Source organism: Nocardia concava NBRC 100430 (genome assembly GCF_000308815.1).
GTDB lineage: Bacteria > Actinomycetota > Actinomycetes > Mycobacteriales > Mycobacteriaceae > Nocardia > Nocardia concava.
Genome location: NZ_BAFX01000150.1, coordinates 55,911 through 71,333 on the forward strand (window position 1 = coordinate 55,911; position 15,423 = coordinate 71,333).

The window sequence follows — 15,423 nt, forward strand, 5'->3', positions numbered from 1 at the left end:
TTGGCCGGAATCCACCCTGTCTCTATGGATCCCGGCCAAAAGCACGCCGGGATGACGAAAAGGGCCTGTCCCAGGTGTAATCCGAGGACAGGCCCTTGTTCGTCTGCGCGTCAGCTACCCGGCTTGGGCGCCGCGCTGGTCGGCGCGGGCGTGGCTTGGCCGGAGGGCTGGACACCCTGCTGGTTGTCGCCGCCCGGGGTCGCACCCGGGATGGCGCCGCCCGCATCGTTGCTGTAGATCGCGCGGAAGTCGGACACCAGCCACTTGCCGTCCTTCTTCTCGAGGTCGACGAAGGCCGGGATCGGCAGCACCAGCGGCTGGTTGTGGAGATCGTTGCTGGCGGTCTGGAGGGCGTTCACCAGGACGGTCGCCTTGTCGGCGTCACCGGTCTCGTAGCCGCAGTGCAGGAAGTTCAGCGTCGCCTTCGCGTGCTGCTTGATCAGCAGCTCCTGCAGCTCGGTGGCCGCGGGTTCGAAGCTCTTCTTGAACTGACCGTCGGTGATCCGCGCCTTCACCTGTTCGGCGAAGTTGGGCATGGACTTGTCGTCGTAGGCGGTGAAGGTGCGCATGAAGTCACAGGCCGCCTGGGTGGGGGCCTCGCGCTCGTCGAGCTGGTTGGCGCGGGTGTGGGACTGCCACGCGAACCCGGCCGCCGCCGCGATGGCTCCGACCAGCAGCACGCCGAGCGCGACCAGCGCGATCAGCGGCACGCCAACGGCCGACATCAGGGCCGACTTTCCGCCGGACGCCGATTCCGCTGCCGGTTCCGGCTTTTCGTCGGATTCCTTCGCCGAATCCGCGGTCTCGGCCTCGGCGTTGGCCTTGGGCTTGGCCTCGGCTGCAGACTCCGGCTCGGCGGCCTTCGGCTCGTCCTTGGACACCGTCACCTTCGGCTCGTCGGCCGTGCTCGGTTCGGCGTCCTTGCTCGGCGCCTCGGCGGCGGTCTCGGCGCTGCCCTGGGCATCGGCCTCGGCGATGGAATCGTCTTCGGTTTTCTTGTCCTGGGCAGCGTCGTCCGTCATGTATCGATCACTTTCCCGGTGCGCTGCGGACGCACCGTCTAGGTTTCGTCAGCGAGTATGCCTGTCGCACACAAGAGCCGCGACGGCCACTCACTTGATCGGGGGCAGGGTCCGTTCGTTCGGATCCGACCCCGCGGGCGGGAGCGCGCCATTGTTCGGCACGTCCGGTCGCGGGGCATTGCCCGAGCCGCGGATCTGCTGATCCGCAGGCGGATTCTGGCAGTAGCCCGCCCACCTCGGGAAGGTGTTCTCGGTGGCCACATCGGGTCGCACCTTCTTGGTGACGTAGTCACAGAAGGGCCGCATCGCGAGAGCGTCGACGACGGTGTAGAACTCGCCGTCGTGCGCCGGGACGCCGATGGCGGAGCTGCCGACCACCAGCGACGGGAACAGTGCGCGCAGCGCGGGGGTGCGCAGCTGCGCGGCCCTGGTGATGGCCGCGAAGTTGGCGGCCAGGCTGGTCATCGGATCGGCGGTCTTGTCGAGCACCGCACCGAGTTCCTGCATCTGGCCGGGAGCCTGCTCCAGGATCTTCTGGAGTTCGGCATTCGCGTCGTTGAACTGAGTGAACAACACACCCGAATTACGGGTCAGCGTACCCAGATCCGGCTGGGCGAGCGAGGTGGTCCCGGAGATGGTCTGCAGATTCTTCAGCAGATTGGTGGTCTGCGGCAGCAGATTATCCAGGCCCGTGGTGGCCAGGCTGATGGCATTGATCATGGACCGCAGCTGATCCGGGCCGCCGGACAGCGCGGTGTCGAGCTCGGAGAGGATGACACCGAACTTGTCCGGATCCACCTGTGCGATCAGGGCACTGGAGTTGTCGAGCACCGACCACACCGGGGTCGGTGTCTTCACCTTGTTCACGTCGAACTGCACCACGGAACCGTTGTGCAGGTACGGAGCCTGATCGACATTGGGGCGGAAGTCGATGTACTGCTCGCCCGCGCCGGACAGCGCGCCGACCGCCACCAGCGTGTCGGAGGGAATGGAGTACTTCTTGTCGATCTCGGCGGTGGCCGCGATGGCCCCGCCGTTGTCGACCAGTTTGATCTCGGTGACCTTGCCGACCCGGTAGCCGCGCAGGGTCACATCGTTGCCCGCCTGCAGACCGCCGGAACGGTCGAGATTGACCGTCACCTTGTAGGTTTCGCGCAGCGGGTTCACCCGCATCACGCTGATCGCCAGGTAGGACGCGCCGAGCAGCAGGATGATCACCAGCGCGGTGTTGGAGACCAGGTTCTTGTGGCTCTTCACCCAGTTCATCGGTGTCCCCCGTTGATCCGGCCGTAGATGATCTGCAGGACCTGGATCAGGCTGCCCCCGAAGTCGTTGAGGTCCTTGAGATCGAAGAACTTGCTGTTGGCCGGGTCGGTGAGCAGGCCGACATCGAGCAGCGTCAGTGTGCCCGCGACGGCGAGCGTGTCGCCCTTGAACGAGGCGTCGGCCTTGGGCCGAATCTCGTGCAGCGCGTCCAGCGCGGGTCCCAGGGTCTGGTCGGTGCGCGCCAGCGCGTTCATCAGCTGCGCCACATTGTCGAGCAGGCTGGCCAGGGCGTCGGAGGTGGTGTTGGCGTAATCGCCCAGGGCCGCACTGGTTGTCGAGACCTTGGTGAGCAGATCGCCGAGCGCCTGGTTGTTCTCGGCGATGGCGCCGATCATGCCGGGCAGGCTGTCGGCCACCGAACCGAGCTGCTGGTGGTTGGCCTCGATGGTGTTCGCCAGCGCGCTGAAACCGGCCAACGTGCCGTCGATGCGGCTGCTGTTGTTGTTGAGACTGGTCATGACGCTGGTCATCTGGGTGAGCACATGCGCCAGCTGGTCGCCGCGGCCGCCCACGATGGAGTCCAGCTCGGAGGTGAGCTTGGACAGGTTGGCGATGCCGCCGCCGTTGAACAGCAACGAGATCGACATGAGCAGTTCCTCGACGGTCGCGCCCGCCGAGGTGTCGGTGAGCTTGCCGCCGTCCTTGATCATGGTCGCGCCGGGCGCGGTCTTGGGCTTGGACACCGCCACGAAGACGTCGCCGAGCGGGGTGGCCTGGCGCAGTTCCGCGGTACTGCCCTCGGGCAGCTCGATGTCCTTGCGGATGGACAGGTCGACATTGGCCTTGAAGTCCTTGGTGGTGATCTTGGTGACCACGCCGACGTCGGAGCCGCCGATCTTGACCTTGGCCTGATCGGGCAGGTTCAGGGCATTGTCGAAAACCGCGTGCACGGTATAGGTTTCGCCGCCCGCGCCCGGCTTGGGCAGCGGCAGGCTCTCCACCGTCACACCGCAACCGGTTCCGACCAGGGCCGTCGCGGACACCGCGAGCATGATGACGGCGCGCCGGGCGCGCTTGCCGGAGCGAAGATCTCGCAGCAGACGATTACTCATTTGGTCATCCCCAGCACCGCCGCCATGAGCCCGAAGTCGGGTCCGAAATCTTCCATCTTCCCGGTGCGGCAGCCGTCCGACTTCATCTGGATGCGCTCGCAGAACAGACTGACGATCTCACCCGACAGGGTGGTGCCGAGCAGCCCGTGCAGGCGGATGAAGTTCTTGTCCCGGTTCACCGACTTGTCGAGGTTCTGCATGAGCAGCGGCGCCACGTCGACGATCTCGGTGACGCCCGCGGCGTTGTCGCGCAGCTGCTTGGTCACCGCGGTCAGCCCGGTCAGGGTGCCGTTGAGCTGATCGGAGTACTGCGAGAACGCGCCACTGGTGTTGGCCAGGAAGGCGTTCAGCTGATCCAGCGTGGCCTGCAGGCCCGGCGCCTGGTCGGCGAGCAGCCCGGTCATCTGAGTGATCTTGTTGCTGAACCCGCGCACCGAATCGTCGTTCTCGGCGAGCATGGTGGTCAGCTCGTTGAGCTTGATGATGATGGTGGAGATGGCGTCCTTGTTGTCGACGCCGGTCTTCAGCGCGCCCGAGAGCGCATTGAGCACATCACGCATCTTGTCGCCGTTGCCGTTCAGCATCGGGTACAGCACCCGGCCCGACAGCGGGCCGATACCCTCCTGCCCCGGTTGGGGTTTCAGCGCGGCGGCGAAGCTGTCGATGGTCTTGATCATGGTGTCCAGCTCGACCGGGGTCTTGGTCTGCTGGGTGGTCAGGTGCGCGCCGTCGGGCAGCTTGTCGCCGCCGGTGTAGCGCGGGGTGAGCTCGATGTGCCGGTCGGTCACGATGGATGGCGAAACCAGCGCGGCCTGAACGTTCTTCGGGATGTCGACGCCCTTGTCCACGGTCATGTGGACCTCGACGTACTGACCCTTCGGAATGATCTTGTCGACCCGGCCCACCTCGAGCCCGAGCACGGTGATCGGGTTGCCCTCGAACATGCCCGCGATATTCAAGAAGTCCGCGGTGATGTGCTTGGTCTGCCCGGCCGCGTCCTTGACTCCGAGCGGGATGATCGAGCAGGAGCCCACCGCGAGGGCGGCCGCACCGATCATGGCCGCCTTGGTGATTCGACCGAGCAGCTGCTTCTTCTCTGTCATTGGTGGCACCCCTCGTTCACCTGCGCGAAGCACAACCAGTTGTCCGGGAACAGCCAGGGCAGCGCGACCTCACCGTAGTTGCCGTTGCCGAAGGCGTTGTTGAACTGCCGGATCGACGGCGGCATGATCGACAGCAGCCGATCCAGATTGTCCTTGTTCTTCTGCAGACCCTCGGCCATGGTGTTGAGCTGCTGCAGCGTCGGCCCGAACTTGTTGTCGTTGGCCGCGCCGATCGCCTGCAGCTGTCCGCTGAGCGTGGCGATATTGTCCAGCAGGTTCTTGAGCAGGCCCTGGCGCTCCATCACCCGGTTGGCGATGGCCTCGCCCTGGGTGATCACCAGCAGCAGGCTGTTCCGGTTGTCACCGAGGATCTTGGTGACCCGGTCCAGATCCTTGAGCAGCTGGTCGACCTGGTCCTTGCGGTTGTTCATGGTCTTGGCCAGCGCGCCGATGGAGTCGAGCGCCTGCACCGTCATCTGCGGGGTGTCGCCCATCTGCTGGTTGATCACATTCAGCGACTCCGCCAGCTTCTTGGTGTCGAGCTCCTCGAACTTGGGCGTGCCCTCCTGCACCACATCGGCCAGGTTGTAGGGAACCACGGTGTTGTTCTTGGGGATTCGGTTCCCCTTCAGGCCGGAGCCGTCGCCGGGAGTGAGGTCGATGTAGCGCGCGCCGAGCAGCGTCGCCATCTTGATCGCGGCCTTGGCGTCCGGACCGAGCTTCACATTGTCGTCGACCTTCAGCGTGATCAGCACATGGTCACCCTCGAGCTCCGCGCCCGAGACCGAGCCGACGGGCACGCCGGCGACGTCCACCTTGTCGCCGACCTTGATGCCCGCGGTCTGCACGAATTCGGCCTTGATGCTGTTCTTTCCGAGGCCGACCTGTTTGTAGGCGGTCGAGCCGAGCAGCAGCGCGGCGATCAGCGCCACGCCGAGCACACCGAGCCAGAAGTTGCGATTGGCGTTGAAGCGGGACTTGAGTTTCGTCATCATGGCCGGCACACCGCCGAGTGGGAGTTGCCGCCGATCTGCGAGAACAGACCGCGCGGGAAGAGGACACCGTACAGCGAGACGTCCAGGCTGCACATGTAGGCGTTGGCGTAGGCGCCGTTCTGGGTGAACTTGCCGACGTTGGCCAGGATGGCGGGCAGGTCGACCGCCGCCTGGTCCAGCTTGGCGCCATTGGCCAGCAGCAGCGCCAGCGCGGCCTGGGTGGAGTCCTGCGCCGTGATCAGCTTGGGCTGGATGGAACCGAACATGCCCACCAGAGCCGTTGTGGCATCGGCGATCTGGACCGTCGAGGACTGCAGCGACTGCCCCTGCGCGTACAGGCCGCCGATCAGGGAGCGGGTCTGGGTGACCAGCGTCTCCAGCTCGTCGCCGCGCTTGGCCAGGCCCTGCATCACGCCGGACAGGTTGGTGATGACATCGGAGAGGATGCCGTCACGGCGTTCGAAGTCCGAGGCCACCGAGGCGGCCTGGGTGATGAACGCGCTCAACGAGACTCCGTCACCCTGCAGCGCCTGGATGAAGGTGTTGGACAGATTGTTCACCTGCTCGGGCTGCAGCACCTGGAACAGCGGCTGGAAACCGTTGAGCAGACCCGAGATATCGAACGACGGCTCGGTGCGCTCGAGCGGGATCGAGGCATTGTTCTTCAGCGCGACGTGATCACCGGTGTGCGGCTTCTTCGGATCCGGCGGGGCCAGCGCGACATAGCGCTGCCCGATCAGGTTCTGGTAGCGCACCAGCGCCTTGGTGTCGCCGAACAGCGTCTGGTCACGCTGCACGATGAAGGTCACCTTCGCCTGGTTCTTCTTGTCCAGCTCGATCTTCTCGACCTTGCCGACGCGCACGCCGGCCATCCGGACGTCGTCGCCCTCGCGCAGGCCGAGCACGTCGCTGAAGGTCGCGGAGTAGGAGTTGGTATCGCCTTTCACGGTGCGGGCGAGCGTATTCCAGATGACCGCGGTCACCAGGACCGACACGATCGCGAAGATGGTGAAGCCGATCAGCGGTTTGCGGACACTCATCGGCCGCCCCCGCTCTGACTCAGTTGCACGGTCGCACCCTTCAGAATCGGGCTCAACAGCAGGTATTCGGCCGCGGTCGGACGCCGGCCCAGCAGGGCGGTGATGGCGTCGTCACCGGTGAAGACGATGTCCTTGCCCGTGGGCGTGCCCGGCGTGCCCGGCGTGCCCGGCTGACTGGCCGGAGCGGCCGGAGCCGCCGGGGCCAGATTCGGGAACATGCCCTGCAGCGGGGTGCCCGCCAGCGGGTCGGTGCCCGGCTTCGGGGCGTCGGCCTTCGGCGCCTCGGGCGTGCCGATGACGGTCACGCCGGGAATGAGCGGGAAGCCCGGCGGCGGTGACGACATCAGCGGCAGGTCCTTGGCGGCGTCGATGGCCTTGGGCCGCATGGATTCCGGCAGCGTGCCCGGATCCGAGGTGAGCGGCGCGGTGCCGCAGCTGGGCGCGGCGAGCTCGCCGTAGCGCGGGCAGTCGTCGCGGGTGTAGGGCTTGTACGGCGTGAAGGTGATGCCGACGTTCCACTTCATCTGCTGCTGCGGACCCCAGCCGAACGCACCGCTGAGCTTGCGCACCGAGTCGTTCAGATTGGCGATCGACAGCGGGATGGCGTCCGGGTTGTCCGACAGCGCGCCGAACAGGGCGCTGGTGCCGGTGGTGACGTCCTTGCCGACATTGGGGTTGCGGGCGAAGAGCCCGTTCACCTTGTCGATGGTGGTCGAGGTGCCCGCCAGCAGCGCGGTCAGCTCGGCCCGGCGGTCGGAGATGGTCTTGGCCGTCTCGACCGAATCCCGCAGCACGCCCATGAGTTCGGGCGCGGACTGGTTGAGCGCGTGCATGGAGGCGGTGAGGTCGTCGAGGAAGCCGCCGACGTTCGGCACCGAACCGCGCACCCCGTCGAGCCAGCGGTCGATGCGCTCGACGCTGGAGCCGGGCATGCGCCCGCTGCCGTCGAGGGCGTAGGACAGCGTGCCGAGCACCCGGCCGAACTGCACCGGATCGATCTTGGTGAAGACCTCGCGGACCTTGGTGAGGGTGTCCTGCAGGGCGATGGTGCCCGTTGAGGTGTCCTCGGCGATCTGCGAGCCCTCCTTCAGATGCGTGGCATCGGGCCCGTTGTAGACCAGTTCGACGGCGGTGACGGCGAACAGGTTGGAGGGCACCACGCGCGCGGTGACATTGGCCGGGATGCCGTCGGTGTACTCGGGTTTCATCTCGATGTGCACCTCCTGCTTCTCGCCCTTGGCCGCCACCGACACGTCCTTGACCGCGCCGACCAGCACGCCGCGGTACTTCACGTCCGCCTGGGCGGGCAGGCCGTCACCGGTGGTGGTGAGATTCGCGGTGACATTGACCTTTTCGACGAAGTAGCCGCGATAGCGCGCGAACAGGAAACCCAGCACGATGGCCAGCACGGTGAGGCCGCAGACCCCGGCGATGAGCAGCTGCCGCATCGTCGGTCCGCGTCCACTCGGATCGATAAGCATCGGTGTCGCCCCCTATCCCGAGATCCGGATGCCGGGGTTGACGCCCCAGATCGCCAAGGTCATGAACAGGTCGACGAAGACGACCGCGATGATGCAGAGCTTGATCGCGCGGCCGGCCGCCACACCCACGCCCTCCGGGCCGCCGGAGGCGAAAAACCCGTAGTAGCACTGGATGAACGTGGTCACCGCGACGAACAGGATCGCCTTCAGCAGTGAGTACAGCACATCGTGCGGAATCAGGAATTGATAGAAGTAGTGCTGGAAGGTCCCCGACGCGGTGCCGCCGATCAGGGTCACCGTCAGCGAGCAGGAGATGTAGGCCAGCGGCAGCGCCAGGCAGTACAGCGGCACGATGGCGATCATGGCCGCGATCATGCGGGTGCTGACCAGATACGGAAGCGGCCGGATGGCAACCGATTCCAGCGCGTCGATCTCCTCGGAGATGCGCATGGCGCCCAGTTGCGCGGTGAACCGGCAGCCCGCCTGCGAGGCGAAGGCGACCGTCGCGAGCAGCGGGCCGAGCTCACGGGTGGTGGCGAACGCGGAGATGGCGCCGGTGAGCGGGCTCAGGCCGAGCAGGTTCAGCGAGGTGTAGCCCTGGATGGCGACGGTCATGCCGCCGAACGCCGACAGGATCAGCACCACGCCGATGGTGCCGCCGCCGACCACGAGATTGCCGTTGCCCCAGGTGACGTCGGACAGCAGGCGCCAGACTTCCTTGGGGTAGTGCTTGAACGCCATCGGCATGGAGCCGATCGAGCGCAGGAAGAAGAACACCTGGTGGCCGATGCGGGCCAGCCAGTCGCGCGGCGCGCCGGCCGCACCCTTGATCCGGCGGAGCGGCCGCAGCAGCGGCGGTACATAAGTAGCTGACACGACTCAGACCACCTGCGGCGGGAAGAAGGAGTTGTAGAGCTGCGTGATGATCAGGTTGACGCCGAAGAGCATGACCGCCGACATGACCACCGCGGTGTTCACCGCGTTGGCGACACCGCCCGGACCGCCCTTGGCATTGAGCCCGGAGTCGCAGGCGATGACCGCGGCGAGCAGGCCGTAGATCAGCGACTTCAGCAGCGCCACAATGAGGTCGGTGGTGACCGCGAAGGAGGAGAAGGTCCCGATGTAGGAGCCGGGCGTGCCGTTCTGGGCGAAGATATTGAAGACGTAGCCGGTCAGGAAGCCGACGAAAACCACGAAGCCGCACAGCAGTACGGACACCAGCATGGCCGCGCCCAGGCGGGGGGCCACCAGGCGGCGCAGCGGGTCGACGCCCATCACCTTCATGGCGTCGATCTCCTCGCGGATGGTGCGGGAGCCGAGGTCGGCGCAGATGGCCGAACCGACCGCGCCGGAGATCATGAGCGCGGTGACGAGGGGTGCGCCCTGTTGAATGATGCCGAGGCCGTTGGCCGCGCCGATGAAGGATGTCGCGCCGACCTGCCCGGCGACCGAGCCGACCTGGATGGAGACGATCACGCCGATCGGAATGGCGACCAGCACCGTGGGGGCGGCCGCGACATTCGCCATGAAGGCGCACTGCCGGATGAACTCGGCGTAAGGGAAGCGGCGGCGAAAGATCGCGATGAAAAGCTCGGCGACGGCCGACACGCCCATGGTCATCATCCGGCCACCGGTTTCCAGCGACCGTTTCGGATGATCCTGCCAGTACCCCTTCGCCCAATCCACGGCCGCATTCATCCGTGATGCCGGCGGTGGACTCCCCTGGTCCCCCGGGCTTTTGGTCAACTGCACTGACTACCCCTCTCGACGCCGGGATACCCGCCTCCGGCGACTGTTTGCTTGACGCACCTTACTACGGAGTTAGGAAAAACACACCAGGCATGTGTGGTTCCGGTCATAGAGCCGGATCACTTTCGCCGTATTGCTGTGAACAGCCACATCAGGGTTGGTTTATGGCCTAAAGAACCTGGCAGAGATCTAGAACTTGTTCTAGTTTTTGACTATCCACCGGTGCATGTGAACACCGACCGGGTAACAATTTGTAGGATCAAATTTATCGGAATTCCATAGCGCATGCGCATTGTTCCGATAACCCCATCCAACTAGGTTTCCGCCACGAACCTCGGCAGGACACGGCTCGGCAACATGTGGCAGTACAAGAGGCCATCGGGCTCGAATACTGACAGGATGAGTAACCGCAGGTTGAGATTCGTGCGGCTTCCGACGTCTGGAGGGACATGATCAACAAACTCGCCGGGGCGGCCGGCGCGCTCGCTATCGCCCTGGGCACCACGTTCTTCGGCATCGGAGCCGCTCACGCCGATCCCGCACCCGCCGTGATCGGCGGTGGGTCGGGCATCATCATTGACGACCAGTTCGAATGCACGGTGACCACCATCGGCCACGACGGGGCCGGACGCCTGGTCGGGCTCACCGCCGGGCACTGCGGCGACGCCGGGGCCAGGGTCTGGGCCGAGAAGGACCGCGCCGCAGGTCAGATCGGGCAGTTCGTCTACTCGAACCACGATCTCGACTACGCGGTCATCCAGTTCGATCCGGCTCGTGTCATCCCGGTCAACCGGATCGGCAATGTCACCATCACCGGACTCGGCGGCCCGCCGGGATTTCCGATGATCGTCTGCAAGGAGGGCCGGACCACCGGCAATACCTGCGGCATCTCCTGGGGTGACGTCTTCGATACCAGCGTCGAGACCTGGAGCCAGATGTGCGTGGTGGAGGGCGATTCCGGCGCGCCGGTCGTCGTCGGCACCACGCTGGTCGGCATGGTGAACGCCTATCTGGCGGTGGCCTGCTTCGGGCCCGAGGTCGGCACCAACATGAGCTCGATCATGGGAGACCTGAACGGGCGCGGCGGCATCGGCTCGGGGTACTACCCGATCTGATCCACGAACGATGACCCACGAACAATATTGAAAGGGGCGGTGATCCGAGGATCACCGCCCCTTTCGATTGAGAGCTTTCCCGCCGGAGAGTTCAGAGGGTATCGACGCACACGACGACCTTGCGGTCCTCATAGACATAGCCCTGGGCGTCGCCGGGGCAGGCGTCCACGGTGGTGGCGTTCTGCAGGATCGACACCACCTTCACACCGTCGGTGGCATCGCGGGTGGTGCAGGGAATCCGGTGCGCGACATCGGTACCGACCTCGAGGCAGTCGCCCACCACCCAGTCGACGGTCAGGCACAGGGCTCCGGTCTCCACGCCGTTGAGGGTCTCGTAGTAGACCTGATCGGCGCCCTTGCCGCACTGGGCGTTCTGCGGAGCCTTGCCGGTCACCTTGTAATTGGCGTCCTTGCTGCCGCAGGTCGCCTTCTCGATGGTGGCGTCGGTGGTGGTGCCGCCCAGCTTCACGCACTCGCCGATGCTGGCGTGGAAATCGGTGTGGCCGCCGCGATCCGCGCGGGGCGTGGTGGTGGGCGCGCCCGAGCCCGGCTTGCCCGACGGCTTGGCCGGGGTGGTGACGGGCGCCTTGGAGGGGAGAAGATTGTCGCCGGGCGCGGCCTGCGGATGGCCGGATACGGTGGAACCGCAGCCCGCGAGCAGCAGGGTGGCGGCGGAGATCGCGGGCAGGGCGATCCGGGCGAAAGGCTGCTGACGCAACACGGGTGAGTCCTATATTTCGAAACAAACAGATTTGACTTCGTGCCCATGATTGCACGGCCGCACGCCGAAGATCACATGGCACGGACGGGCGAGATCGAACCGAGGTGGCGAACCATTTCGTGTACGGATTCATGAGCACCGACATCCTGGAGCTGTACGCCTCGTGGCGGCGCCGGCGGGACGGCGATCCGTTCCGGGTGCGCATTCCCGGCCTGGGATCGGTCGTGTTCACCGGGACCCCGGACGGGGCGCGCGAACTCTTCCGCGCACCCGTCGATCTGCTGGAACCGCCGCTGCCCAACCCCATCGAGCCCATGGTGGGCGCGGCCTCGCTCATTCTGGCGCGGGACGGGCGGCACCGGCAGGAGCGAGCGCTGCTCGCGCCCGCCTTCCATCGCGGCCGAATCAGCGCCTACGGCAACGCCATTCGCGCCGCGGCGCGGGCCGAGCTGGACGGGGAGCGCACCGGTAATCCGTGGCGGCCCGGCCTGCGGATCGATGCCCGGGCGGCGGCGCGGGCGCTCACGCTGCGGGTGATCCTGGCGGCGGTGTTCGGTATCGACGAGCCGGTGCGACGGGCCGAATACACCGCCGTCACAACGGAATTCCTGGAATCGTTCGGCACCACCCTGTTCCTCTTCCCGGCCCTGCGGCGCGATCTGCACGGACTCTCCGGCTGGGAGCGCTTCGGCGCGGCCCGGGATCGGCTCGACGAGCTCATCGACGACGAGGTGAAGCGGCGGCGGGCGGACGGGGGCGGCGGGGAGGATCTGCTCGCGCTCATGCTGAGCACCCGCTACGAGGACGGCACCGCGATCACCGCCACCGATCTGCGCGAACAATTGCGGACCCTACTGGTCGCGGGGCACGAGACCACGGCGACCGCACTGGTGTGGGCGCTGTACCGGCTGCACCGGGAACCGGCGGTGCTGGAGCGGCTGCTCGACGAATTGTCCTCGGCCGGAACCGATCCCGACCCGGCCGAGTTGATGAAGCTGCCGTACCTGGACGCCGTCTGCCAAGAGACGCTGCGGCTGCATCCGCCGGTGCCGATCGTATTGCGCAGGCTCACCGGTGATTTCATGTTCCGCGGGGCGCCGCTGGTGGCGGGGGACACCATGGGCATCTCGGTCCATCTGCTGCACACCGATCCGGCGGTGTGGCCCGAGCCGCGGCAGTTCCGGCCGGAGCGGTTTCTCGAACGGCGCTACAGTCCCTTCGAGTTCGCGCCGTTCGGCGGTGGTCACCGGCGCTGCGTGGGCGCGGCGCTGGCCGACTATGAACTCCGTATTGTATTGGCTACTGTACTGACTAGCGTGCGATTGCGGCTCGCGCCGCGCTTCGCGCGCGGGCCCGCCCCGCTGTCGGTGCCGCACACCATCACGGTCGGTCCGCGCACCGCGATCACCTTCGACGTTCAACCCTGAAGCGGCATCGGTGATTTCGATCACAGCGAGGTTTCGGGAAGCGATCGCTCCGAAACCGGCCGCAGCGGTGTCACTTTCGGGGAATCGCCGATGCCATCGGCGCATACACGCCAACCGAGTAACCGACTCCGAGTCGTGTGACGTGGCACACACCAGCAAGTCGGTATGCATAACTGGCAGAAGCCAATTGGCTTGCCGGACGGATCGCTGTAGTAATGGACGCGGGGTTGGGACCTACGCGGGTGAAGTGCGCCCGCAATCTGCGTGTTGAACGAAGATCTGAGAGGACCAAAGCTGTGCGCCATACCCGCTATCGGAGAACGGGACTGATCGCCCTCGCCGCCATCGCGGCGACCGGAGCAGTGGTGGCGGCGCCGGCGTCAGCGACTCCGCTATGGCCGGGCGGCCCGGATATCCCGGGCGTGCCCTCCGCCGTCATGCCGCAGCCCGAGCCGGGCTCGCTGCCCACCGATCCGAACGCCAAGGCGCCGATTCCGCCGGCCCCCTTCGCGGCCCCGAACATCAGCCCCGGCGACGGGGACGTGGTCGGCGTGGCCATGCCGGTCATCATCAACTTCAAGGACCCGGTCAGCGATCACGCCGGCGCCGAGAAGTCGATCCGCATCACCTCCACCAACAAGGTGAACGGCCACTTCTACTGGATGGGCGACAAGCAGGTGCGCTGGCGGCCGGAGGAGTTCTGGCCGGCCGGGTCCAAGGTGACCGTGCAGGCGGGCGACACCAAGGTGGCCTACGAGATCGGCGAGGAGTTCATCGCCACCGCCGACGACGCCACCCACCAGATCACCATCACCCGCAACGGCGAGGTCGTGAAGACCATGCCCACCTCGATGGGCAAGAAGGGGCACGAGACCCCGAACGGGACCTACATCGTCAGCGAGAAGAACCGCAAGATGATCATGGACTCGTCCACCTATGGTGTCCCGATCACCGACCCGCAGGGCTACAAGCTCGAGGTCGAGTACGCCACCCGCATGTCCAACAGCGGCATCTTCGTGCACGCCGCCCCGTGGAGCGTTGCACAGCAGGGCGTCTCGGATACCTCGCACGGCTGCCTGAACGTCTCCACCGAGGACGCCAAGTGGTTCCAGGAGAACGTGAAGAAGGGCGACCCGGTCGTCGTCAAGAACTCGATCGGCACCCTGTCGACCGGCGACGGCTGGGGCGATTGGAACTGACGTTCCAGCTTTGATTTCGAGGGCCTCGCTCATCCGAGCGGGGCCCTCGCTCTTTCTGTTGGCTAACCGTTCAGATGATTTTGGTCACGAAACCAACTGGGCAATCGTACGATTCGGCCCATGTCCGCGCCGCCCGAAGGTGTGACCGATGAACAGACGGTGGCGCGTGCCGACCGACAGTTAAGCGGCTCTGCATCTTTCATTAACCAGACATTTGCTCTCAGACGCAAGGCTGCGCGGGTGCGAAGTTGGCCCGAACGAGTACTCCCGCAGCCCCCCGGGCGCGGGTGGCGAAGCAGACCCTGGCAGGACTATGCGCTCTTCGTCATTCTGGTGGCGCCGAACCTGATTCTGTTGGGCGTCTTCGTCTATCGGCCGCTGGCCGACAACATTCGCCTGTCGTTCACGGACTGGAACATCTCCGCGACCAGCCTGAACTACATCGGTTTCGACAACTACACCGAGTGGTTCCAGCGCGACGACACCTGGCAGATCGTCGGCAATACCGTGGTCTTCACGGTCGCCGCCGTGCTGGGCAGCATGGTCCTGGGCCTGGCGCTGGCCATGCTGCTGGATCGCAAGCTGTTCGGGCGCAATGTGGTTCGCTCGGCGATCTTCGCGCCCTACGTCATCTCCGGCGCGGCCATCGGCGTGGGCTTCCAGTTCATCTTCGATCCCGGCTTCGGATTGATCCCGGATATCCTGCAGCGCTTGGGCATCCACTCGCCCGACTTCGCGCAGGAACCGCACTGGGCGCTGTTCATGATCACGGTGACCTACATCTGGAAGAACCTCGGCTACAGCTTCGTCATCTATCTGGCGGCGCTGCAAGGGGTTCGGACCGATCTCATGGAGGCCGCCGAGATCGACGGCGCGAGCCGCTGGACCACCTTCACCCGGGTGCTGCTGCCGCAGCTGCGGCCGACCACCTACTTCCTGTCGATCACGGTGCTGCTCAACTCGTTGCAGGTCTTCGACCTCATCAATGTGATGACCCGCGGCGGGCCCATCGGCACCGGCACCACCACCATGATCTACCAGGTCTATCGCGAGTCCTGGGTCAACCAGCGCGCCGGTTACGGAGCCGCGGTCGCCACCATCATGTTCCTGGTGCTGCTGCTGGTCACCGTCGTACAGGTGCGCATGATGGACCGAGGGGACGAGAAGTGAACCGGCTCAATCTGAATCGGGAG

General features: G+C 65.8%; 14 protein-coding genes. 4 read left to right on the forward strand and 10 right to left on the reverse strand.

Annotation, left to right across the window (positions count from 1 at the left end):
- Nucleotides 1-110 precede the first annotated feature (110 nt).
- The 9 genes from ON43_RS34760 to ON43_RS34800 all read right to left on the reverse strand — a co-directional run bounded on the left by ON43_RS34760 (nt 111) and on the right by ON43_RS34800 (nt 9,717).
- Nucleotides 111-1,022, reverse strand: a complete 912-nt coding sequence (locus ON43_RS34760) for a hypothetical protein (protein ID WP_040814408.1) — start codon at nt 1,020-1,022, stop codon at nt 111-113.
- A 90-nt stretch (nt 1,023-1,112) separates the two neighbouring features.
- Entirely contained in the window at nt 1,113-2,288 is a 1,176-nt protein-coding gene (locus tag ON43_RS34765; RefSeq protein WP_040814410.1) for an MlaD family protein, read from the reverse strand.
- A complete protein-coding gene (locus ON43_RS34770; protein ID WP_051179634.1) occupies nt 2,285-3,400 on the reverse strand; it encodes an MCE family protein in 1,116 nt (371 codons plus the stop codon). The genes ON43_RS34765 and ON43_RS34770 overlap by 4 nt, the downstream gene beginning before the upstream one ends.
- Nucleotides 3,397-4,503: an MCE family protein gene (locus tag ON43_RS34775; protein WP_040814412.1), complete on the reverse strand. Its 1,107-nt coding sequence runs from the start codon at nt 4,501-4,503 to the stop codon at nt 3,397-3,399. The genes ON43_RS34770 and ON43_RS34775 overlap by 4 nt, the downstream gene beginning before the upstream one ends.
- A complete protein-coding gene (locus ON43_RS34780; RefSeq protein ID WP_040814524.1) occupies nt 4,500-5,495 on the reverse strand; it encodes an MCE family protein in 996 nt (331 codons plus the stop codon). The genes ON43_RS34775 and ON43_RS34780 overlap by 4 nt, the downstream gene beginning before the upstream one ends.
- On the reverse strand, nt 5,495-6,538 hold the full coding sequence (locus ON43_RS34785) for an MCE family protein (protein ID WP_040814414.1): 1,044 nt from the start codon (nt 6,536-6,538) through the stop codon (nt 5,495-5,497). Before ON43_RS34785 ends, ON43_RS34780 begins: the two co-directional genes overlap by 1 nt.
- Nucleotides 6,535-7,986, reverse strand: a complete 1,452-nt coding sequence (locus tag ON43_RS34790; protein WP_245568874.1) for an MlaD family protein — start codon at nt 7,984-7,986, stop codon at nt 6,535-6,537. The genes ON43_RS34785 and ON43_RS34790 overlap by 4 nt, the downstream gene beginning before the upstream one ends.
- A 45-nt stretch (nt 7,987-8,031) precedes the next feature.
- Nucleotides 8,032-8,895 (reverse strand): ABC transporter permease, encoded by an 864-nt coding sequence (locus tag ON43_RS34795; protein ID WP_040814417.1) that lies wholly within the window; start codon nt 8,893-8,895, stop codon nt 8,032-8,034.
- A gap of 3 nt (nt 8,896-8,898) precedes the next feature.
- Nucleotides 8,899-9,717 carry an MlaE family ABC transporter permease gene (locus ON43_RS34800; protein ID WP_051179635.1) on the reverse strand — a complete coding sequence of 273 codons (819 nt, stop codon included), beginning with the start codon at nt 9,715-9,717 and terminating at the stop codon, nt 8,899-8,901.
- 500 nt (nt 9,718-10,217) lie between these two features.
- Here ON43_RS34800 and ON43_RS34805 point away from each other — a divergent pair, with 500 nt between their 5' ends.
- Nucleotides 10,218-10,883, forward strand: a complete 666-nt coding sequence (locus ON43_RS34805) for a chymotrypsin family serine protease (protein WP_040814419.1) — start codon at nt 10,218-10,220, stop codon at nt 10,881-10,883.
- Between the two features lie 91 nt (nt 10,884-10,974).
- On the opposite strand, the gene lppU is transcribed toward ON43_RS34805, so the two are convergent.
- The gene (gene lppU, locus ON43_RS34810) at nt 10,975-11,604 is read right to left on the reverse strand and encodes an LppU family putative lipoprotein (protein ID WP_040814421.1); all 630 of its coding nucleotides are present in this window, start codon (nt 11,602-11,604) and stop codon (nt 10,975-10,977) included.
- Between the two features lie 131 nt (nt 11,605-11,735).
- Here lppU and ON43_RS34815 point away from each other — a divergent pair, with 131 nt between their 5' ends.
- From ON43_RS34815 to ON43_RS34825, 3 genes are all read left to right on the forward strand, one after another.
- The gene (locus tag ON43_RS34815; protein WP_051179644.1) at nt 11,736-13,031 is read left to right on the forward strand and encodes a cytochrome P450; all 1,296 of its coding nucleotides are present in this window, start codon (nt 11,736-11,738) and stop codon (nt 13,029-13,031) included.
- A gap of 296 nt (nt 13,032-13,327) precedes the next feature.
- Nucleotides 13,328-14,230, forward strand: a complete 903-nt coding sequence (locus tag ON43_RS34820; RefSeq protein WP_040814423.1) for a L,D-transpeptidase — start codon at nt 13,328-13,330, stop codon at nt 14,228-14,230.
- Between the two features lie 240 nt (nt 14,231-14,470).
- Nucleotides 14,471-15,400: a carbohydrate ABC transporter permease gene (locus ON43_RS34825; RefSeq protein ID WP_040814425.1), complete on the forward strand. Its 930-nt coding sequence runs from the start codon at nt 14,471-14,473 to the stop codon at nt 15,398-15,400.
- Nucleotides 15,401-15,423: the final 23 nt, after the last annotated feature.